Source organism: Avrilella dinanensis (genome assembly GCF_002807015.1).
GTDB lineage: Bacteria > Bacteroidota > Bacteroidia > Flavobacteriales > Flavobacteriaceae > Flavobacterium > Flavobacterium dinanensis.
The window spans coordinates 1,585,177-1,607,001 of the sequence record NZ_NIPO01000001.1 but is presented as its reverse complement, the minus strand read 5'-3'; the positions used below and the strand labels follow the sequence as shown (position 1 = coordinate 1,607,001).

Sequence of the window (21,825 nt, the reverse complement as noted above, 5' to 3'; positions counted from 1 at the left end):
TCATCGTTGAAAACAACTTTTTACATAGCCCGAAGATACGCTTTCAGCCGCAATAAGGTCAAAGCTATCAACATCATCACACTGATTTCCAGTATCGGTATTGTGGTGGGAGCAATGGCTTTGTTTGTTGTTTTATCGGTATTCAGCGGACTCGAAAAACATACTTTATCTTTTATCAATGATATTGATGCCGACCTGACCGTCAGCCCAACAGAAGGAAAAAAAATTACTGTTGACAGCACACAGTTTAATGAGGTGGCGAATATCGAAGGCGTCAAAGCAGTTTCGAGAGTAGTGGAAGAAAAAGTGGTTTTTGTATATGGCGACAAACAACTTGTGGGTAATATCAAAGCGGTAGATGAAAATTATACCAATATTGTTCATATCAAAAATTACCTGATTAGTGGCGATTGGATAAGACCCGGAACCAACGAAGTTGTTTTAGGTAATTCGTTTGCACAGCAATTATCATTGTCTATGTACAGTAGTTCGTCGCAGGGCGTTTTGCAGGCAATGGCGATGAAGCCCGGCAAGGGAGCTATCACAATGCCGCATCAGGCATATAACAGAATCGCTCTCGCACCGGCAGATTTATATTTGATTGACAATGTTGATTTAGATGCTAAATTTGTCTATACCGATTTACAATTAGGGTTGCGTTTGCTGAGTATGTTGCCCGATGAAGTGTCTAAGCTGGAAATAAAAACAGACAGTAAGTACAACGAAAAACAAATCGTTGACCAGATAAATACCATTTTTGACAATCAGGTAAAAGTCAGTAATAAAATTCAAAATAATGAAAGTTTATACAAGATGTTACAAACTGAAAAATTAGCGGTTTACTTAATTTTCAGTTTGGTTATTGCTGTCACACTATTTTGTCTGGCAGGAGCATTAATCATGATTGTTTTGGAAAAAAAAGACAATTTCCGTACACTTTCTGCTTTAGGGCTAAACATTTCCCAACTCAGACGAATCATCTTATATCAGGGATTGATTCTTTCAATAGGCGGGGCAATTCTCGGATTAATTCTCGGATTTATAGTAGTTTGGTCACAACGTAAGTGGGAATGGCTGATGGTTAATGAACAATTTCCTTATCCGGTAGTCATCAAATGGGATAATTTCCTGACCGTTTTGCTCACGCTGATTGTATTAGGATTCATCGCTTCATTATTTGCCTCGTCCAGAGTAAAAAAGGATTAACTCTACCGCCTTTTCTTAAAAAAATCCTGTAAAATCATTCGGCACTCTTCCTGTAAAACACCGCTGACTATTTCAGTTTTAGGGTGCAACTGTAATCCTGCGGAAGTATATCCTCGCTTTTCGTCCGGTGCACCAATAACTACTTTCGAAATCTGGCTCCAGTACAAAGCTCCGGCACACATTACACAAGGTTCAAGAGTAATATACATCGTGCAGTTTTTCAGATATTTACCGCCGATATGATTGGCCGAAGACGAAATAGCCTGCACTTCGGCATGTGCCGTAACATCAATCAGTTGTTCAGTCAGATTATGCGTTTTGGCAATAATCCGGTCTTGTGCCACCACAACACAACCTACAGGAATTTCGCCCAGTTCGTATGCTTTTTCGGCTTCCGCCAATGCCAGCCGCATATAATATTCATCATCAAAAACCATGGTAATACATAATATTTACGTCAAAAATAAAACAATATTGTAAATTTGCCATTATTTAATCGCTGATGTCACAAATTCTGTCAAATATTCAATCTCCAAAGGACCTTAAAAAGCTACAAGCAAGTGACTTGGCTGTTTTAGCTACTGAGTTAAGAGATTTTATCATAGATATTGTTTCGACCAAAGAAGGTCATTTGGGAGCAAGTTTGGGTGTAGTTGAGCTGACTATTGCTTTGCATTATGTGTTTGATACGCCCGATGACAAGTTGATTTGGGACGTTGGACATCAGGCTTATGGACACAAAATACTAACCGGAAGAAAAAACACTTTTTCTTCCAATCGTCAGAAAGGCGGTATTTCAGGCTTCCCGAAACGCAATGAATCAGTATATGATACTTTTGGCGTAGGGCATTCTTCCACCTCAATTTCGGCTTTATTGGGTATGGCGATTGCTGCTCAACTTCAGCAAAATGACAGGCACCATATTGCCGTAATCGGCGATGCGTCAATTGTAAGCGGAATGGCGTTTGAGGCACTCAACCATGCCGGTGCTACCGATGTGAATATGACTATTATTCTGAATGATAATTCCATTGGTATCGACCCGAGCGTGGGTGCGTTGAAAGAATATTTTTCTCGATTAAATCCGGATTCACAACACAATATCTTCGCAGATGCGTTTAATTTCAATTATCACGGCCCCATTGATGGCCATGATATTGACTTGCTTGTGGAAAAACTCAGCCAAATCAGAAAGCAAAAAGGATTACATTTTCTTCATGTAAAAACGATTAAAGGAAAAGGGTTAAAATCTGCAGAAGAAAACCAGATTGTTTATCACGCACCGGGAAAATTTGACAAAAAAACCGGGGTGCTGACAGCGACAGAAAAAACCGGGTACACCAAATATCAGGATATTTTCGGTTTGACTTTGCTTGAATTGGCAGAAAAAAATGATAAAATTATCGGAATCACACCGGCGATGCCTACCGGAAGTTCTTTAAAATATATGATTGAAGCTATTCCCGAACGGGCTTTTGACGTGGGGATTGCCGAACAACACGCTGTAACACTTTCAGCCGGGCTGGCAACCGATGATTTACTGCCGTTTTGTGTGATTTATTCCACATTTTTGCAACGGGCTTATGACCAGATTATCCACGATGTCGCTCTGCAAAACCTTCCAGTAATATTTTGTATTGACAGGGCAGGGCTGGTCGGTGCCGATGGTGCTACGCATCAGGGTGTTTTCGATATTGCTTACCTGAATGCTATTCCGAATATGCAAATTCTGGCTCCGAAAGATGCCTGCGAACTCCGGAATACCTTATATACGTTACAACTCGGGATTCAAAATCCGGTTACGATACGTTATCCGAGGGGCGAAAGTAACATTAAAGATTGGAAAGTGCCTTTCCGGAAAATTGATTTTAATCATATTGAAAAATGTTGTTCAGGTACGGAAATTGCTGTATGTTGCACCGGTACGCTCATCGAGCAGGTTATGAAAGCTGTGGAAAATATGGAAAGTGACAAGATTTCAGTGTATCATTTTATACAAATTAAACCATTGGATAAAGATTATATTGTTAATCTGGCACAACATCACAAAGCAATTATTACGGTGGAAGAAGGTAGTATAATCGGAGGTTTTGGCAGTCGAATCAGTCAGTTGTCAGCATCGGAAGGAACAAATATCCCTGTGTACAATTTGGGAATTCCTGATAGCTTTATTGAACACGCTACCACCGATGAACAACTGAAAATGTGCGGACTTGATGCGGATAGCCTCAAAAATTATTTCCAAAAAATATTGAATAGATTGTAATGAATAGACTGATATTTACCTTATTTGTTTCGCTGATATTATTTTCGCAAAAATTAATTGCCCAAAATGATAGTATTTCTGCCAGTTATCAGGATAGAGTAACGAATGTTTATTACAATGATTTTAAGCTGTTTGACACCATTCGGTCTGTGAATGATACGCTTTATCTTGCTCCTGTGCTTGTTGAACAGAAAGTTATTTTACACGATTCAACCTCTGTGGCATTGAAAGCAAAAGGCTATCGAAAAGTAACTTTGTCGAGCTATGAAGTGACGAAAAGAAGTACAGGTAGCAATATCAGTTATTTCATGATTGACTCCGAAACTGATATGATTTACAACCGAAAACCACATACCAATTACCTGATTCCGTATCAGGCATATTCGCCGCTTACCGATAATTTTTCTTATTGGCATAAAGATAATCTTATTGGTCTGGACATCAATCAGGGAACATTCAGCAACTGGAATGCCGGAGGTTATAATTCTGTTTCGGGTGTTGCTAAAGGGGAATTCCTCCGAAAATATGAAAAAGGGCGGACGGTTTGGAATAATGAGCTAAAAGTGAGATACGGAATGTATAAGCAGGAAAATCAGGAATGGCGAAAAACCGATGATGTATTTCAGCTTAATTCTACGATTGGTTATCGTACTTCTGTGAAATCCAATTGGTTATATACTTCTAAATTTACGTTAAGTACCCAGATGGCAGATGGTTTTACCTATCCGGATATCGACAATCCTATTTCAAGAGCATTGGCTCCGGCTTATCTTTTTCTCGGGATTGGGGCGGAATTTGCCAAACCCAACACCGGTTTATTGATTTATTTCTCGCCAGCTACATGGAAAGCTACCTATGTGTTAGATGAAACTCTGGCAAACCGGGGCGAATTTGGTGTTGAAGGTGCCGTGTATGATGAAAATGGCGTGATGATAAGAAAGGGGAAAAATGCCCGGCACGAATTTGGTTTTTTAATTACCAATGAATATAATAAAGAGTTATTGAAGAATGTTTTTTTAGAACATAAACTGAAGCTCTATACCGATTATCTGAACAATTTCGGGAATATTGATGTGGATTGGGAACTAAAGTTGAAAATGCGGGTTAACAATTTTATGAATGCTACTTTAGGAACACACCTGATTTACGATGACGATATCAAAAACAAAAGAGATGTGGACGGCGTTCAGATTACTGAAGGACCAAAAATACAATTTAAGCAACAGCTCGGAATAGGTGTGGAAATTAATTTTTAAACCTTACAAAAACCTTTAATCATCATGTTTGTCATTCTGCACAAACTTGTCATTCCGTAGGAATCTAAAAAAGATGCTTACAGCATGACAGACACAGCGTTTCAGGAAGACAATAAACTATTATTTCTCGTTAGCCTCCTCAACAATTTTACTGAAAAAATCGTGCATATTCTGTTCAAAATTAACATCTTGTAACTCTTTCAAAGCTTTATCGGCTAATTGTTGGTAATTTTCTTTAGTTAACTGGTCGTTAAACAAGTTGTGATAATGATTACTGATTACACCAAATATACTGTTAATCTGTTTGTTATCTACGTTTTTTTGTTCCCGGTAAAGTATTCTCAAAAAGTTTGCACCGACAAATGCACCTATATTAATAACATCATCTGTCTGTAACGATGTTTTACTTTTTAATGACAGAAATGTATCCAAATCTGTCCGGATTTGCTCATCAAAATTTGTGGTAGCCATATCCGGAATTTTTACTGGCAGCTACTGTCCAGATGTTTTTTTACTGTACCTCCCGGACAAGTCGGAATTTCGTCGTATTCATATAATTTGGTAACTGTATTTCCGTTTTCATCAACGGTTTCGTACGTGATTTCTTCTCGTGTGGTTTTTCCGTCGGCATCATCGTCCACGTCCAAAAAGTCAGGTGCTCCGTCGCCGTCGGTATCGTCGTCCCAGAAATCGCCATTACCATTAATATCTTCATAGATAGACAATATGCCGTCGCCGTCATGGTCGGCATGTTCTTTATACACCAAAGAAATGTCAAAAATTGTTGAGGAATAAGCATAAATTTTGCCTCTGCCACCACTGAAGTAAGCCAATCCGGAAGGAAGAAAAGCAATAATTCTACCCGGATTTTCAAAACTAAACGTACCGTCAGGATTTTCGATTACTCCCGAAGCAGTTTTAATCAACGGTAGAATTTGTCTGTATCCGGAAATTACCTCTGTATTCGGAGCATGCTGCGTTGCTGGGAATGAACTCCAGAAACCATATAAATTTTCTTCAATCATTTCTTTGTTCATCGTGAAAGTGCGGTAAGCTGTATAAACATTGTCAATAGTAATCGGGTTTTCGCCAGCACCTTCATTCACAATCATATAATATACAGTGTATTCCACATCATCTTCCACTTTTTCCAGCTTGTTGTTTTCGACACGGCTGTCGTTAAGCAATGTAATGGACTGTAAAGGGTATTCTGACTGGTTCCAGATAGATTGGGCAGAACCTTCTTCCACACTTTCAAAAGACAGACCGTCATCGGTAATTACCGCCCGGTTGGTTTTCAAAAAAGATTCAATATCAGCGATATTTTCCTGATAAACTTCTGCACGGTCTCTTTCCTGGAAACTCAGATTATCGTCATTTTTCTTACAACCCGCCAAGAAAGTAATAGCTGAAAACAAAACAGCTGCTCTAAAACAAATTTTCATTGATTAATTTTAATTAATGGTGGTGCAAGATACAATTTTCCTTTATTTTTGTGATACAATTAACCCAATTTTATCATTTTATGCGGATTGACAAGTATTTGTGGGCTGTGAGGTATTTTAAAACAAGGAGTCTGGCGACGGCGGCTATCAATAAAGGGCATGTCGGCATCAACGGAAAACCGGTAAAAGCGTCGAGAGAAGTGTTTCCGGGCGATGAAATTAGCCTGCGGAAAGACCAGATAAATTATCAAATAGAAGTGCTGGATATTCCGCCGAATCGGGTAGGGGCCAAGCTGGTAGATATTTACCGTATTGACAAAACGCCGAAAGAAGCCTTTGAACATCAGGCAATGGTACGGCAAACGCAGGATTATTACCGGGCAAAAGGATTGGGCAGACCCACTAAAAAAGACCGTCGTGAGATTGATGATTATTTATGGACAGATGGGGAAAACAATGATGCTGAATAAGAGAATTTGCGTTATATTTGTACATGTTAATATCCTAAACCGACAAAGTTAAAGTTATGGAACAAAAAGTTATTCTTGATAAAGAGCAGATTAATCATATTATCAAACGGATTGCTTACCAAATCTGGGAAACGTTTGTAGATGAAAAAGAAATCGTTATTGCCGGAATCGCCAATAGCGGATACTTTTTTGCGGAAAAAATCGCCAAAAAAGTAGAGGAAATTTCAGGAATAACAACTTTGCTTTGTAAGACGGAAATCAACAAACAAAATCCCATCGACCCGATAATCACTTCGCTGCCACCGGAGGATTATTCCGGCAAATGCCTTGTACTGGTTGATGATGTGATGAATTCCGGAGCAACACTTATTTATGGTGTAAAACATTTTCTGAATGTTCCGCTCAAAAAATTCAAAACCACGGTGTTGGTGGACAGAAGTCATAAAAGCTTTCCGGTAAAAGCCGATTTTAAAGGTATTTCGCTTTCTACTTCCCGTTTAGAGCATATTCAGGTGGTTTTCAATGAAAACGAACAATATGCTTATATGAGTTAGATGATTAGTGAATGAAATAATTAGCGAATTATTATTGACAATTACCTAATTCGCTAATTACTCAATTTGCTAATTAATTTTTTCTTCTCTCAGTACAAAAACCGGAACATAAGAATGATAAGCCAGTTTTTTGCTCAGACTGGAACTGAATAGTTTTTCAAAGAAATTCATTTGTCTTTTTACGATACACATCACATCTATGCCGTATTCGTCAATAAAGAAAAAGACGCTTTGTTCTAAATCTCTGTTCAAAACAGTATGGAAAGTAACCCCAAGCGGGGCAAATTCGGCTACCCAGGCGTTCAGTATTTCGTCATAATCGCTTTTTTCGTCCCGCAATACGTGCAGACATTTAAAATCTGCCCCAAGTTTTTCTGCGATTTTAGCAATGGTGTAAATACCTTTTTTGTCAGATTCTCTGAGCATAGTTGCAAAACCGATAGTTTTGATTTTAGAGTCTGAAAATTTAGCCTCATTCGGTACAGACAGTATCGGAATATCAATTTTGTTCATGATATTTACGGTATTAGAACCTAATAGTTTTTTTTCCAGTGAATTAGCACCATTTGTTCCCATCACGATATAATCAATACCTTCTTCGTCAATAATTTTTCGGATTACACCTTGCAAAAGACCTTCTTCAAACAAAAAAGTCATTTTCACATCAGAAAGCCCATGTTCTTCAGCGGTTTTTCGCATCAGAGGAACTTGCTCTTTAAATCGTTCAAAATGATTCAGCTCAATGGATTGATACATTTCCTGTACCATTTCGGGATTGCCTGTGCTGGTGGTGGACAGCACAACCATTTCGTAACAATTTAATACAAATAATTCAGCATCAGTCGCTTTTGCCAAGTTCAACGCATAAATAAAAGCATTGTTGGCAGGTTCTGAAAAGTCGGTAGGGAAAAGTATTTTACTCATTTTTGACATGTGATTTAGTTACTATAAAATTACGAAAAATTATGTGATTGGCTAAAAAATATAGGAATAAATTATGTTCTTGCAAGACAAAAAATAAATTGTAGTTTTGTGAGATAAAATTCAACAGCTTTGAAAAGGAGTAAAACCAAAAGTAAAAAATATTATATTTTTGTAGCAGTAGTATTTCTTGTACTTTTTGTGCTGAACAAAGTAGATTTCGATTTTTTTAAATCATCGGCTCAGCATAAAGAAACGACTTCGTTTGATAAGGAAAACCCAGAAAAAGAGATTCATCAAAGTACGGACAGTGTATATTTTTTGCCAACTTCCACCACTAACCAGATTATTGAGCATTCTACTTATTATTTATCCTACTCTGAACCGCATGAGCAGGCAGAATGGGTGGCGTATGAATTGAAAAAAGAGCACATCACAGGTGGAAATAACAAACGTCCGTATTTTAATCAAGACCCGAAAGTTAGTACCGAATCGGCTCACTGGAATAACTATAAAAACTCAGGTTACACCCGAGGTCATCTTTTGCCGGCAGGCGACAGAACATTTTCAAAAGAGGCGTATGATGAAACTTTTTATACCTCGAATATTTCGCCTCAAAAATATGAGCTTAACACAGGAATCTGGAACAGTCTGGAAATGAGAGTTCGTAATTTTGTCCGTAAAAACGGAAAAGTTTATGTGGTTACAGGAGGGGTTCTCGAAGAGAACCTCAAAACTATTGGAAAAGAAAAGGTTAGCGTTCCTGATTATTTTTATAAAATTATTCTGTTTGAAAATAACCGGAATTATAAAATGGTAGCGTATTTGATTCCGCATGAAGAAAATGAAAGAAAACCACTTATTGATTATATTGTTCCTACGGATAGCATTGAAAAATTGACCGGAATCGACTTTTTTTATTTTTTAGATGATACGGTCGAAAATGAATTGGAAAAAAGCGTTGATTATGAGTGGTTTGGGAAATAATAAAATCATTATTTCATTTTTACTTCAAAAATATTTTCAGATTTTCCTTTTGAGTAGTATTTTATTACAGTGTTGTGAATAGCGAAAATTCTTTTGGCAAGCACCAATCCAAGTCCAAAACCCTGCTGATTTTGAGCATTTTTACCTCTAAAAAAATGAGAGAAAAGAAATTTCTTTTCCTCTTTTGATAATGTTTTTCCTGAATTTGAAATAACGATTGTAAGTTCATCAAATGAACAATCAAAAATTATTTTTCCTTTTTGATTGTCTGAATAATGAACAGCGTTCATCATTAAATTAAGAAAAGCCTGTTTGATTAGCGGTTCATTGGCTTCAATATTTAATACATGTTCATTTAAGTTATCGGGTAAGAAGTGTACTTCAAAATTAAATTCGGGATAAAGCGAATTAATCTCCACAATACAATTGAATATAATTTCATCAATTCTGATAGGAGTTTTTGTAATTTCCTGATTTGTTTCGATTTTCGAAATCTGAAGCAATACGTTGATAATATTTCCAAGTGATTTTGCTCTTTTAGTTTGTCCGCGAAGCTCTGATTTTATTTCTTCAATATCTTCTCGTTGTTCAATCTTTTCGAGTTCGGAAACCAATACCGCAATAGGCGTTTTTAGTTCGTGAGAAATATGTTGAATGCTGTGTTTCTGAAACCTAAAAGCATCATTGGTGCGTTTCAGCAACTCGTTGAATTTTTCTGATAAATTTTTCAGTTCAGAAGTGGTAGTTTTGAGTTGCAGAGGTTGATTTTCTTCATTGTGCAGGTCATAATTTTCAATTTTTTTTGTCAGTTCAGAAATAGGTTTAGCAATGATATTCGACAAATAAAACGAAACCAAAAGAACGATTAGCACAATAGCAAGGAAAATTCCGACAAGTACTTTTTGAAGAAAATCCTTTTTGGAATACCCAAAGTAGTCGTATGCTTTACTTATTCCGTAGTAGCCTTTATCGTTGTGTTCGATATAAACTCCAATCAAATCATAACCGCCTTCCTTGGTTTCAATCCAATTGTTTGAAACCGAAAGTTTGTTGAGAATAGCATTAGACTTTATAATATCAAGACTGTCAATACTCGAAAAAACAAGCTTTTTCTTGTTATCATAAATAAGCATTTTTTCATCATAAAAGTCGTGTATATCCTGTTTGTCTAATAACCTTGAAACTTCTGCACTTATTTTACCAAATTCTTCTGCAAGACCTACCGTATATTTAATCTTTGAAAACTGTTGTTGCTGAAATTCTTCTTCGCGATGTGCCGAAAACAAAATAAAAACAATCACAAGCGATAGAGCCGATAGCACTATTACTGTACTTGAAAAGTAGATGAGTATTTTGTTTCTGACTTTCATTCTATCTCCAAATAATACCCATAGCCAATTTTGGTCTTAATAGATTTTTTCCCAAAGGGTTTGTCGATTTTGTTGCGTAAAAAATTGACATAAACCTCAATGGTGTTAGTGTTTACATCAAGCGAAGTTCCCCAAATTTCTTTTATTAAATCATTCTTGGAAATGATTTCTCCCGGGTGCTTACAGAGTTTGACTAAAATTTGATATTCTCTTGGCGTAAGCTGTATTTCCTGATTTTGCCTTTTAACCTTTTTTTGAGCAATATTAATGAAAATATCTGAAGCGATAATTATTTCATTAGAGCTATTCTCAGACTTATTTTGACTTCTTTTTATAAGTGAATGTATCCGCATTATCAGCTCTTTCATAAAAAAAGGCTTAGTCAAATAATCATCCGCACCACTATCGAATCCTTTGATTTTATCTTCAAGTTCATCAAAAGCGGTAAGCATGAGAATGGGAGTTTGAGTGTTATATTCCCTGAACTCCTCGCACAAATCATAACCGTTTTTCTTGGGTAAATTTATATCCATTACCACACAATCGAAAGTTTCTTTTTTAAGAAATCTCTTCGCCAAAAAACCATCAAAGGCACTTTCGACCGTAAAATTTTCAGCCAACAGTGCCTCACAAATATTTTTGTTGAGCGTAATTTCGTCTTCAATCACTAAGATTCTCATAGAGCAAATTTAGAAAACTTTGTGTAGATTGAATGATAAAAAACACGCCTTAAGCCAAATTTTATATCCTTTAAGCCTTTTTTAAGTTCGATAAAATCACTTTTGCAACATTAGAAAATGTTGTAAAAAATGAGAAGAATTCTTTTATTCTGTGTATGTATAACTTTCGGATTACAGCTACAGGCACAGGAAACACTTAAAATCTCGCGAGAAGATGCAGAAACAATGTTTTTGCAGAACAATCTTCTTTTGATTTCCGAAAAGCTCAATATCGAAAGTCAGAAAGCAGAGGTTATTCAAGCTCGCTTATGGCCAAATCCTGAATTTTCGATAAGTGAGATAAACCTTTGGAAGAATAGCACAGTCGAGCCATCACCTCCATTTTTGGGCAATTTCGGAAGAAATCAACAAATCGCTTTTGAATTGCAACAGCTCATACAAACGGCAGGAAAACGCAAAAAACTCATTGCTTTGGAGGAAGTCGATGTTTCAAAAGCGGAGCAGTATTTTGAAGATTTGTTAAGAGGTCTGAAGCTCGAACTTCGCAACCAGCTAACTGAATTGCAATATGTTCAGCAGTCGGTAAAAGTTCATCAAAACCTGATTGAAAACATTTCGATATTGACCAATGCCTACCAAAATCAACTGAACAAAGGCAATATTTCAAAGGCGGAATATATCCGACTAAAAGCACAGGAACTCGAAATCAACAAAGAAATTTTGGAATTAACACGGGAATCCGACGAAATCCAGAAAGAGTTAAAACTTTTACTTCGTATAAATCCGAATGTTTCTATCGAAATCACTAATGACGGTTTTGTGAAAGACCCTAAACCTTATCAATCAATTTTCATTGAACAGGTTGTTGAAAATGCAAAAGAAAACCGTCCCGATTACAAATTGGCTTTATTGGAAGAAGAATATTCTAACAAATTGCTGTCTTACGAAAAAGCACAACGCATTCCCGACCTGACTTTCGGAGTGAATTACGACCGCAACGGAAATACAATGCTTGATTTTGTGGGTTTCGGAGTATCGTTCGATTTGCCATTTTTCAATCGAAACAAAGGAAACATCAAAAAAGCACAAATCAGTATCGAAAACGCCAAAGTTCAGAAAGAGCAAACGGTGCTGACTATCGAAAACGAAATCTTTCTATCCTATAAATCATTGCAACAGGCTATTGATTTTCTGAATAAAATCGATACGGATTATGAAGCAGATTTAGATTTGTTGTTGGGAAATTACACCAAAAACTTCACTTCCCGAAATGTGAGTATGTTGGAATATTTCGACTTTATGGACGCTTATCTGAATAACAAAAGAATCATACTCGAAGCCCGAAAAGAAGTTAATCAGAAAGCAGAAGAACTCAATTATTCATTAGGAAAAGACCTTTAATCCTCCCCAACCCCTCCAAAGGAGGGGCTTTTAAATCATAAATTCAGTAACTATGAAAAAATACTTTTTACCGATTTCCATTATCCTGTTGCTCACGGGCTGTCAGAATAGAGAAGAATTTAAGGCAGCTCAGAAAGAGAAATTCTGTCTGAACGAAAAAAACAAAAGCATTACCGAAATCACAACGACCGAAAAACAAGCTGTTACGGAGGGAATTCATCTCGTAGGAAGCATAGAATCCAATCCCGACAAGGTTGTGCATTTTGTAAGTCTTGTGGACGGAATTATTTCCAATACGTATTTTTCTTTGGGAGACGCTGTTACCAAAGGACAGGTTTTGGCAGAAATGCAGAGTACGGAATTGAGTTCGCTTCAGGCAGAATTGAGTTCGCTCAAAGCACAGATTGAAGTTGCAAAAGTCGATCTAAATGCAAAAGAACAGATGTTTAAAGACGGAATTTCGTCAAACAGGGATTTGATTGAGACTCAGAATAATCTTCGGGTTTTGGAATCCGAAAAGCAAAAGGTCGAGAACAATTTGAGCCTGTACAGTGCGAGCAGTACCAAAAACGTATTTCAGATTAAAGCACCCGCTTCGGGAATTATTACGGCTAAAAATATCAATTCGGGAACAACCGTAACCAACGAGGGAGAACCTCTTTTTTCAATTTCCGATTTGAATAATGTGTGGGCTATGGCAAATATCTATTCGACCGATATTGCCCACATAAGCAAAGGAATGGAAGTTGAAATCAAAACACTGTCGTATCCTGACGAAATTTTCAAAGGAAAAATTGACGTGATTTCGCAGGTTTTGTCCGAAAATGCAAAAGTGCTGAAAGCCCGCATTGTATTGGATAACGAGGGATTTAAGTTAAAACCCGGAATGATAGCCGACATAATCGCTCTTAAAAAAACCGACAAGCAGAAAGTAGCCGTTCCGACTTCGTGTTTGGTGTTTTTCAACGGAAAAAATTACGTTTTGGTTTACAAAGACGACTGCAATATTGAAGCTCGTGAAGTTACGCTACTGACCAAAGGAAACGGGATAACCTATATCGAAAGCGGATTGGAAGAAAACGAAAAAATCATTACCAAAAACCAGCTGTTGATTTTTGAGGAAATAGGTACTAACTAATAAAGTTTCATATATCTCCATACGTCAGTTCGAGTAGTTTTTGTGAAATGAAATGCAACAAAAACGTATCGAGAACCAAAATAATCAGAAAACTTCTCGATACAATTTTTCTTCGTTTCTCTACGAAAAATCACTCGAAGTGACGTTAAGATTATATCAAACTTAACAATTAAACGGTTTAACAAATCAACGATTAAACAATAATATAGATGCAAAAATTTATTCAAAATATAGTTGCTTTTTCGCTGAAAAATCCAATTATCATTTTTTTCCTTACGGGATTATTGGTCGTTGTAGGAATTATCAGTCTGAAGCATACACCTATTGAGGCTTTTCCCGATGTAACCAACACCAGGGCCAGAATTATCACGCAATGGTCGGGCAGAAGTGCCGAAGAAATCGAGAAATTCGTGACGCTTCCGATAATGAAGCAGATGAATACCATTCCGAAAAAGGCGGAAGTACGTTCTATTTCCTTATTCGGATTGTCGGTGGTTACCGTAATTTTTGACGATGATGTCGATGATTTTTATGCACAACAATACGCTTCAAACCGACTTCAGGGAATCAATTTACCTGACGGAGCAGATGCAGAAATCGAGCCACCTTACGGAGCTACAGGAGAGATTTTCCGTTATGTAATCCGAAGCAACAGACCCGTTAAGGAGATAACCGCCATTCAAGATTGGGTTATCGAACGAGAGCTTGTAGCTGTCCCGGGAATAGCAGATATTGTGAGTTTTGGAGGAGAAGAAAAGATTTACGAAATCAAAATCAATCCGACCGAATTGGCAAATTACGATTTGTCGCCTTTAGATGTATATGAAGCCGTTTCAAAAAGTAATATCAATGTAGGTGGCGATGTGATTGAAAGAGGTGCTCAGGCTTATGTGGTTCGTGGTGTTGGTCTTTTAGAAAAAACAGAAGACATTGAAAATATCCTGATTGAAGTTCGTGGCAATACACCGATTTTGGTAAAGCACGTAGCACAGGTTGAAATTTCCGCCAAGCCAAGATTGGGACAAGTCGGACTACAAGACGAAGATGATTTGGTTCAGGGTGTTGTGATTATGCTTCGTGGCGAAAATCCTGACGATGTGATACCAAGATTGAAAGAAAAAATCGAAGAACTGAATAATACCATTCTTCCTAAAGATGTAAAAATCGAACCTTTTATCGACCGTACAGAATTGGTAAATGCAACCGTAAGCACCGTTGCTAAAAATATTATCGAAGGAATTTTCCTCGTTTCGGTTATCGTTTTTATCTTTCTATATAATTGGCGAACGACTGTAATTGTGGCTTCCGTTATTCCACTTTCGTTCCTGTTTGCCATTATGATGTTGCGTATTCAGGGCTTGCCTGCCAATTTGATTTCGATGGGAGCTATCGATTTCGGATTGCTTTTGGAGGGAACGCTCGTGATAGTCGAAACCGTTTTTGTGGCAATGGAGAAAAAGGCTCATAAAGTCGGAATGCCTGCATTTAATAAAATGTCCAAATCGGGGCTCATCAAAAAAAGTGCAGGAAGCGTGGCAGGATACATCGTTTTTGCACAGATTATCCTGATTGTCGCACTTATTCCCATTTTCTCTTTCCAGAAAGTAGAGGGAAAAATGTTTTCGCCTTTGGCTTTCACTTTAGGTTATGCTCTTTTGGGTTCGTTGATTTTGAGCATTACTTATGTTCCTGTAATGTGTAGATTTTTACTTCGTAAGAACATTGTCGAAAAAGAAAATTTCATTTCGAGGTTTTTCAAAAACTCAATGTACACACTATTCCAATGGAGTGCAAAACATAAAAAAGCAACTATTTTCGGGTTTATTGCTTTATTGGCTGTTTGCGGAGTCCGTTTTATGAATTACGGAACAGAGTTTATTCCGAAACTGAATGAGGGAGCATTGTATGTAAGAGCCACGCTTCCGAATAGCGTAAACATTCAGGAATCTACTCGTTTGGCTAAAGAAATGAAAGACAAAATCAGGGGTTTTGAAGAAGTAAAATTCGTTCTGAACCAAGTCGGAAGACCTAATGACGGAACAGACCCGACAGGCTTTTTCAATATTGAATTTCATATCCAACTTTATCCCGAAAAAGAATGGAAAAGCAAGCTGTCAAAAGACGAGCTTATCGAAGAAATGCGAAAGGAATTACAGACTTATCCGGGAATTGTCTTCGGGTTTAGTCAACCGATTCAGGATAATGTAGAAGAATATGTGGCTGGTGTTAAGAGCTCATTGGTCGTAAAAATTTTCGGGAATGATTTGTTCAAACTTGAAGAATATGCAGACCAGGTAGCCGATGCGATTAAAGATGTGGAGGGAATCGAAGATTTGAACGTTTACCGAAACATTGGACTTCCTGAGCTTCGTATTCAGCTCCACGATCACAAAATGGCTAGGTACGGCGTGGATATGGCCAATGCACAGGCGGTTGTGGAAATGGCAATCGGAGGAAGTGCCGTTACCACATTCTATGAAGAAGACCGAATGTTTGACGTCCGTATTCGTTTTGCTAAAGAATACCGTGATGACGATGAAAAAATCGGAGATATTCTCATTCCGACCGAATCGGGTACAAAAATCCCATTGAGGGAGATAGCGACCATCAGCTATATCACAGGACCAACCTTTATTTATCGTGAAGGAAGTAGTCGCTACATAGCTGTCGGGTTTAGCATAGAAGGCCGGGATTTAGGAAGTACCATTGCAGAAGCAAAAGCCAAAGTAGCCGAAAAAGTTCATATTCCCGAAGAAAACAAAGTCGTTTGGGCAGGAGAATTTGAAAGCAAAGAAAGGGCAACAGACCAGTTAGCGATTATCGTTCCGGCTGTTTTGTTACTGATTTTATTCCTTTTGTATTTCAATTTCGGAACGATTAAAGACACGCTTATAGCCTCAAGTACGATTCCGTTTGCTTTTATCGGAGGGTTTATTTCGCTTTGGCTTACGGGAACGGTTTTCGGAATTTCGGCAGGAATCGGGTTTATCATTCTCTTCGGAGTCAATACGATAAATAGCATTATTCTGATTGCTGTAATGAAAGATAATTTCAGGAAAATGAACCTGGAAGACGCTGTTTCAAAAGGTGTATATGACCGAATCCGTCCGATTGTAATGATTGCCTTAATGGGTTCATTAGGCTTGCTACCTGCCGCACTTTCATCAGGAATGGGTTCCGAAATTCAGAAACCGCTTGCCATTATGATTGTAGGAGGATTGTTGATTTGTATGATTCTGTCACTTACCGTTTTACCACAAGTTTTCCATTGGGCTTATCGGAAGAAGAAATAGGAGGAGAGGAGATGCTGATAAATATGAAAATCCCTTGTTTTTACAATAAAACAAGGGATTCTTTTTTCAGTTCGATGAAACCAAATCTATGAGCGACCGTAAATTTGCTCATACAAATCTTTATATTTCTCTAAAATAATTTTACGTTTCATTTTTAAAGTTGGTGTGAGTTCACCAGTTTCGATAGACCAAATACTTGGCGTGAGTTTAAACCTTTTAATCTGTTCCCATTTACCAAACCGAGGATTGATTTGGTCTATTTCTTGTTGAATCCGGTCAATTACTTCCTTATTTTGACAAATATCTTTCAGCGTAGTTCCAATATTCGTATTTTTTCGGGTTGCCCATTCTTTGATAAAATCAAAATTAGGTTGGATTAAAGCGCCTGGCATTTTTTCACCTTCTCCGACAATCATTATCTGTTCAATAAAACGTGATTGTTTAAGTTCGCCTTCCAGCAACTGCGGAGCGACATATTTACCTCCCGACGTTTTGAACATTTCTTTTTTACGGTCAGTAATAGACAAAAAGCCCTGTTCATCAATATTGCCAATATCACCAGTGTGGAAATAACCGTCGGAAAATGCCTCAGCTGTTTTTTCTTCATCTTTATAATATCCTTGAGCGATACTCGGTCCTTTACACAATATTTCGCCGTCATCAGCGATTTTAACTTCTACATTATCAATAACTTTACCCACCGTTCCGATTTTCCAACCTTTATTTCTTTGGTCATTAACAGAAATTACCGGCGAGGTTTCAGTCAGTCCATAACCTTCCATTACCGGGATTTCGGCCGCACCGAAAATCCGTGCCAGTCTTGGTTGTAAAGCGGCAGAACCCGATACCAGTAATTCCAGATTACCACCTAAACCTTCATGCCATTTACTAAATACGAGTTTTCGGGTAATTTTGAGCTGTAAATTATAAAAGAAACCGGATTGATAAGGTTCAAATTTTTCGCCGACTTTAATTGCCCACATGAAAATATTCTTCTTCAGTCCGGATAGGGAAGCACCTTTGGCATAGATTTTATCATAAACTTTTTCTAACACCCGCGGAACAACCGTCATTACCTGTGGTTTTACTTCCTTCAGATTATCCCCGATTTTGTCAATAGATTCAGCAAATGATATCGAAACGCCCATGTATTGATATAGGTATAAAATCATTCTTTCAAAAATATGACAGCAGGGTAGAAAACTCAATGCTGTGAATTTTCCTTTGTCAAACGGAACTCTGGATTCGCACCCTAACACGTTGGAAACTATATTTTTGTGTGTGAGCATTACACCTTTCGGACGTCCGGTGGTTCCGGAAGTGTATATGAGTGAGGCCAAATCTTCGGGCTTTACTTCGTCCATCAGTTTAAAAACCTCCTGTTGTTGGTTCAGGTGTTCCGTGCCGGCTTTCAGCACCATTGACCAATTGGCACAACCTTCGATTTCATCAAAAGAATAAATGGCTCTGAGCTTAGGTATATTGAGTTTAACCGTATTGAGTTTTTCATATATTTCCTGATTTGACACAAATACCATTATAGATTCTGAATGGGATAATACATATTGGTAATCCTCAGCAGAAATAGTTGGATAAATCGGTACAGAAACAGCACCTATCTGCAAAATGCCGATATCCAATATGTGCCATTCGGTTCTGTTCCGGTCTGTTATCACAGCGATTTTATCCCCGGGCTTTATGCCCATAGCCAGTAAAGCCCTTGAAACAGTATTTGCCTGTTCCAGATACTCAGACGTTGAGACAGATTTCCATTCATTACCGTATTTGGTTGTAAAACATTTGCTCAGTTCATAATTACGCTGCTGGTAATAAGGGATATCGAATAAGCGGGTAATCTCGGTCATAGTTTCATATTTAGTATGGTTAAATATAAGAAAAAATCAGTAATCAGGGATATGATTGAAAAAAAATAAATAAAAATATTTTTGTTTGAAAAATAATATCATTCTCAACATCAAATACTTAAAAAAACTATTGTGCTTGAAAAAAATTATCCTGAATAAAAAAAATCATTTTTATACCCGAAAGTGTTTGCAGAAATAAAAAATCCTCCTATATTTGCACTCGCAAGTTCAGAAAAACATATTGCAAAGGAGAAATGGCAGAGTGGTCGAATGCGGCGGTCTTGAAAACCGTTGACTGTAACAGGTCCGGGGGTTCGAATCCCTCTTTCTCCGCAAGGGTCGGGAAGATACTCAAGCGGCCAACGAGGACGGACTGTAAATCCGTTGGGAAACCTTCGCAGGTTCGAATCCTGCTCTTCCCACAAAAAAGCTGTAATCAATGATTACAGCTTTTTTTATGCACATTATTCCCGTTTTCTTTTCTCTTTAACATTGGATAAAGGCAAACCCTTTTCACGGACAAATAAACGATTTTTCGGACTTCCGATGATTTGGGAAGAATATATCCCGGTGTGACCGGAAAAAAGATAAGCTGTTGAGCAAGCCAACGCAATAAACACTCCTGATTCTATTCCGAAAAGCTCAATTCCCATGACAGTACAGGCGATAGGAGTGTTGGTCGCTCCGGCAAAAACAGCTACAAATCCCATTCCTGCCAACAGCTCCATCGGTAACGGGATAAACCAGATTAAAACATTTCCCAAAGCAGCTCCAATGAAAAACAAAGGTGTGACTTCGCCGCCTTTGAAACCGGCTCCGAGTGTGAATGAGGTAAACAATAGCTTTAAAAGAAAATCGTAAGAATTTAATTCTGTCTCAAAGGCATTGACAATTGTTGGGATTCCCAGTCCGATGTATTTTGTTGTTCCCATTAAATAAACAGTAGTAGCCAGAATTACTCCTCCTATGACCGGACGAAGTGGTGGATATTTAATGTTTTTCTCAAAAAGTGTACTCCAGAAATGTGTAGATTTGGAAAATAACATAGCAATTAATCCAAAAATAATTCCGGCAAATACAGCCCACAATATAGTAACCGGAGTTATTTCTGTAACCGAATTAATGTGATAATGCGTGTGCGGTACATTCCAGAAACGGCAAAAATAATCTGCAAACACTGCAGCCAAAAAACTTGGCACAATGGCATCAAGACGAATTCTGCCTAAAATCAAAACTTCTAAAGCAAAAATTCCGCCTGCCAATGGCGTGCCAAAAACAGATGAAAAACCGGCACTTATTCCGGCAATCAATATGATTTGCCGGTCGCGTTTTGATAAATTAAACACTTTGGTAAATCTGTCTGCAACAGCACCTCCGACCTGAACGGCTGTACCTTCACGTCCAGCTGAACCACCGAAAAGATGCGTGAGAATTGTACCGAATAAAACTAGCGGAGCCATTCGGAAAGGAATTATTTTTTTCGGCGTGTGTAGCTCTTCCAACAACAAATTATTGCCTTTTACTACGCTGTTTCCGTACAAATGGTACGACAATCCGATGATGAAACCACCGACAGGCAGCAAAGCAATTATCCACAAATGAGATTCACGCCAGCTGGTTGCCCAATCTAAACTTAACAGAAAAAATGCCGAAATACTTCCTACGATAATGCCTAACGTAAGACAAATAAGTATCCATTTGAAAAGATAAAATAAAGAGAAAGCTTGCTCGAGCGAGCATAGATTTTTTTTGAATTTGATGTGGTTCATAATTGCCTTAAATACATAGTTCTACAATTGGCATAAGCCATTAAAGTAGAAGTCATCAGCTTTAATTAAAGCGGTTTAAGGCAGACCTCATTGCCAAATTTCAATGAACAAATTTAATGAAAAAATGAAATACAAGATGTTTTTTGCCGAATATTTTTTTCGCCAGTGAAAAATATATTATAAAATTGGTAAAGCATAAGATTATAATTTTTAACTTTCGGCTTAAATTAATAAACAACTCCATGAAAAAAAGTATTTTCCTTTATTTGTTCCTTTTTTCCTTTATTATTAATGTGTTTTTGGTGGTTAATGATGGAAGGATTCTCAAAGAAAAAGACCATCAGATTGAGCAATATAAAAACATTAAAGATTCGCTGACTGCATACAAAAACAGATATAAAGAGGCGAGTTATTTTTCTATAGATGAAAATGAAAAAGCCCAGAATTTTTACAAAGAATATGGCTACAAAACGGTCATGGACAAGGTACTCAGCGACTTTACTGTTTTAAATACCCAGCCCGACGGGAACCCGCTGTTACCACAAGCATCGGACGGAAGTAAATCGGTGGTTTATAAAGCAACTGTGCTTAATCATAAGTGGATAATATTAGCATACAAAAATGCAATTAAAGACGGCGAAATGTTGATTGAATATCATTTTAATCCAAATGAATTTACTACTTTTAATGTGATTTCTGAAATGGGATATTAGTTATGAAAAAAACGTTTTTGATAATACTGACAGGATTTTTGCTGATAAGTTGTGATAAAATTCTCAAGCAAAACAATGATTCTCAGATAGAATCGAAGGAAAATACTTTCCAGGAAAAAGTAGGCGGGGACGAAGACGAGCATGGTTGCATTTCGTCTGCTGGTTACACATGGAGTAATCTGCGGGGAGATTGTGTGCAACTGTTTGAGGTCGCTTATCGCCTGAACCCGGTTTCAGACCCGACGAATGACGACGCCACAGACGCCGCGATCATCAGTGCCTTTGTGTTGTTTAATGATAATGAATCAGAATTAGAACTTTTTCTGCCTGAAATCCAATCGGGTATAATCATAGCAAAAAACAAAGAGGGTAAATATCAAAAGGATAATTATCTATTTGATAAAGAGAATTTTGTATTATATATTCATGGTAAAAAATCCTATCAGGCAGCGGAATATGAGCCCAAAGATATTACGGATATAGGGGAATAG

Annotated in this window: 19 protein-coding genes, 2 tRNA genes and 1 riboswitch; of the genes, 13 read left to right on the top strand and 8 right to left on the bottom strand. The window is 37.5% G+C overall.

What is annotated here, in order from left to right; translation table 11 throughout:
• The first annotated feature begins 6 nt into the window (after nucleotides 1-6).
• On the top strand, nucleotides 7-1,206 hold the full coding sequence (locus CDL10_RS07655; protein ID WP_100677987.1) for an ABC transporter permease: 1,200 nt from the start codon (nucleotides 7-9) through the stop codon (nucleotides 1,204-1,206).
• A gap of 2 nt (nucleotides 1,207-1,208) precedes the next feature.
• Here the strand turns inward: CDL10_RS07655 and CDL10_RS07650 are convergent, their stop codons facing one another.
• Nucleotides 1,209-1,643: a nucleoside deaminase gene (locus CDL10_RS07650; RefSeq protein ID WP_394363831.1), complete on the bottom strand. Its 435-nt coding sequence runs from the start codon at nucleotides 1,641-1,643 to the stop codon at nucleotides 1,209-1,211.
• A gap of 65 nt (nucleotides 1,644-1,708) precedes the next feature.
• Between CDL10_RS07650 and CDL10_RS07645 the strand changes: the two genes are divergently transcribed.
• The gene (locus CDL10_RS07645) at nucleotides 1,709-3,472 is read left to right on the top strand and encodes a 1-deoxy-D-xylulose-5-phosphate synthase (RefSeq protein WP_243389309.1); all 1,764 of its coding nucleotides are present in this window, start codon (nucleotides 1,709-1,711) and stop codon (nucleotides 3,470-3,472) included.
• A complete protein-coding gene (locus tag CDL10_RS07640) occupies nucleotides 3,472-4,728 on the top strand; it encodes a DUF3078 domain-containing protein (RefSeq protein ID WP_100677984.1) in 1,257 nt (418 codons plus the stop codon). Before CDL10_RS07645 ends, CDL10_RS07640 begins: the two co-directional genes overlap by 1 nt.
• Nucleotides 4,729-4,848: 120 nt before the next feature.
• Here CDL10_RS07640 and CDL10_RS07635 read toward each other — a convergent pair whose 3' ends face one another.
• Entirely contained in the window at nucleotides 4,849-5,199 is a 351-nt protein-coding gene (locus CDL10_RS07635; RefSeq protein ID WP_100677983.1) for a hypothetical protein, read from the bottom strand.
• Between the two features lie 11 nt (nucleotides 5,200-5,210).
• On the bottom strand, nucleotides 5,211-6,173 hold the full coding sequence (locus CDL10_RS07630; protein WP_100677982.1) for an FKBP-type peptidyl-prolyl cis-trans isomerase: 963 nt from the start codon (nucleotides 6,171-6,173) through the stop codon (nucleotides 5,211-5,213).
• Between the two features lie 80 nt (nucleotides 6,174-6,253).
• Between CDL10_RS07630 and CDL10_RS07625 the strand changes: the two genes are divergently transcribed.
• The gene (locus tag CDL10_RS07625) at nucleotides 6,254-6,643 is read left to right on the top strand and encodes an RNA-binding S4 domain-containing protein (protein ID WP_100677981.1); all 390 of its coding nucleotides are present in this window, start codon (nucleotides 6,254-6,256) and stop codon (nucleotides 6,641-6,643) included.
• 56 nt (nucleotides 6,644-6,699) lie between these two features.
• Entirely contained in the window at nucleotides 6,700-7,197 is a 498-nt protein-coding gene (locus CDL10_RS07620; RefSeq protein WP_100677980.1) for a phosphoribosyltransferase family protein, read from the top strand.
• Between the two features lie 69 nt (nucleotides 7,198-7,266).
• Here the strand turns inward: CDL10_RS07620 and CDL10_RS07615 are convergent, their stop codons facing one another.
• Nucleotides 7,267-8,121, bottom strand: a complete 855-nt coding sequence (locus tag CDL10_RS07615) for a universal stress protein (RefSeq protein WP_165772996.1) — start codon at nucleotides 8,119-8,121, stop codon at nucleotides 7,267-7,269.
• Between the two features lie 129 nt (nucleotides 8,122-8,250).
• Here CDL10_RS07615 and CDL10_RS07610 point away from each other — a divergent pair, with 129 nt between their 5' ends.
• On the top strand, nucleotides 8,251-9,105 hold the full coding sequence (locus CDL10_RS07610; RefSeq protein ID WP_243389308.1) for a DNA/RNA non-specific endonuclease: 855 nt from the start codon (nucleotides 8,251-8,253) through the stop codon (nucleotides 9,103-9,105).
• Between the two features lie 8 nt (nucleotides 9,106-9,113).
• Here the strand turns inward: CDL10_RS07610 and CDL10_RS07605 are convergent, their stop codons facing one another.
• Nucleotides 9,114-10,475, bottom strand: a complete 1,362-nt coding sequence (locus CDL10_RS07605; RefSeq protein WP_100677978.1) for a sensor histidine kinase — start codon at nucleotides 10,473-10,475, stop codon at nucleotides 9,114-9,116.
• Nucleotides 10,472-11,155, bottom strand: coding sequence for a response regulator transcription factor (locus CDL10_RS07600; RefSeq protein WP_100677977.1), 684 nt, complete (start codon nucleotides 11,153-11,155; stop codon nucleotides 10,472-10,474). Before CDL10_RS07600 ends, CDL10_RS07605 begins: the two co-directional genes overlap by 4 nt.
• A 129-nt stretch (nucleotides 11,156-11,284) precedes the next feature.
• Between CDL10_RS07600 and CDL10_RS07595 the strand changes: the two genes are divergently transcribed.
• The 3 genes from CDL10_RS07595 to CDL10_RS07585 all read left to right on the top strand — a co-directional run bounded on the left by CDL10_RS07595 (nucleotide 11,285) and on the right by CDL10_RS07585 (nucleotide 16,987).
• On the top strand, nucleotides 11,285-12,556 hold the full coding sequence (locus CDL10_RS07595; protein WP_100677976.1) for a TolC family protein: 1,272 nt from the start codon (nucleotides 11,285-11,287) through the stop codon (nucleotides 12,554-12,556).
• 52 nt (nucleotides 12,557-12,608) lie between these two features.
• Nucleotides 12,609-13,694, top strand: a complete 1,086-nt coding sequence (locus CDL10_RS07590) for an efflux RND transporter periplasmic adaptor subunit (RefSeq protein ID WP_100677975.1) — start codon at nucleotides 12,609-12,611, stop codon at nucleotides 13,692-13,694.
• Between the two features lie 209 nt (nucleotides 13,695-13,903).
• Entirely contained in the window at nucleotides 13,904-16,987 is a 3,084-nt protein-coding gene (locus tag CDL10_RS07585; RefSeq protein ID WP_100677974.1) for an efflux RND transporter permease subunit, read from the top strand.
• An 86-nt stretch (nucleotides 16,988-17,073) separates the two neighbouring features.
• On the opposite strand, the gene CDL10_RS07580 is transcribed toward CDL10_RS07585, so the two are convergent.
• Complete coding sequence (locus CDL10_RS07580; RefSeq protein WP_100677973.1) at nucleotides 17,074-18,852, bottom strand: AMP-dependent synthetase/ligase; 1,779 nt, start codon at nucleotides 18,850-18,852, stop codon at nucleotides 17,074-17,076.
• Nucleotides 18,853-19,100: 248 nt separating this feature from the next.
• On the opposite strand from CDL10_RS07580, the gene CDL10_RS07575 reads away from it, so the two are divergent.
• Together CDL10_RS07575 and CDL10_RS07570 are read left to right on the top strand one after the other, a co-directional pair.
• Nucleotides 19,101-19,185 (top strand) — tRNA-Ser (locus CDL10_RS07575).
• Between the two features lie 8 nt (nucleotides 19,186-19,193).
• Nucleotides 19,194-19,274: transfer RNA gene (locus CDL10_RS07570), tRNA-Tyr, on the top strand.
• 42 nt (nucleotides 19,275-19,316) lie between these two features.
• Here the strand turns inward: CDL10_RS07570 and CDL10_RS07565 are convergent.
• Nucleotides 19,317-20,621, bottom strand: coding sequence for a voltage-gated chloride channel family protein (locus tag CDL10_RS07565; RefSeq protein WP_100677972.1), 1,305 nt, complete (start codon nucleotides 20,619-20,621; stop codon nucleotides 19,317-19,319).
• 39 nt (nucleotides 20,622-20,660) lie between these two features.
• A riboswitch (Fluoride riboswitch) is annotated at nucleotides 20,661-20,725 on the bottom strand.
• 138 nt (nucleotides 20,726-20,863) lie between these two features.
• Between CDL10_RS07565 and CDL10_RS07560 the strand changes: the two genes are divergently transcribed.
• Complete coding sequence (locus CDL10_RS07560; protein WP_100677971.1) at nucleotides 20,864-21,334, top strand: hypothetical protein; 471 nt, start codon at nucleotides 20,864-20,866, stop codon at nucleotides 21,332-21,334.
• Between the two features lie 2 nt (nucleotides 21,335-21,336).
• Nucleotides 21,337-21,825, top strand: a complete 489-nt coding sequence (locus CDL10_RS07555; RefSeq protein WP_100677970.1) for a hypothetical protein — start codon at nucleotides 21,337-21,339, stop codon at nucleotides 21,823-21,825.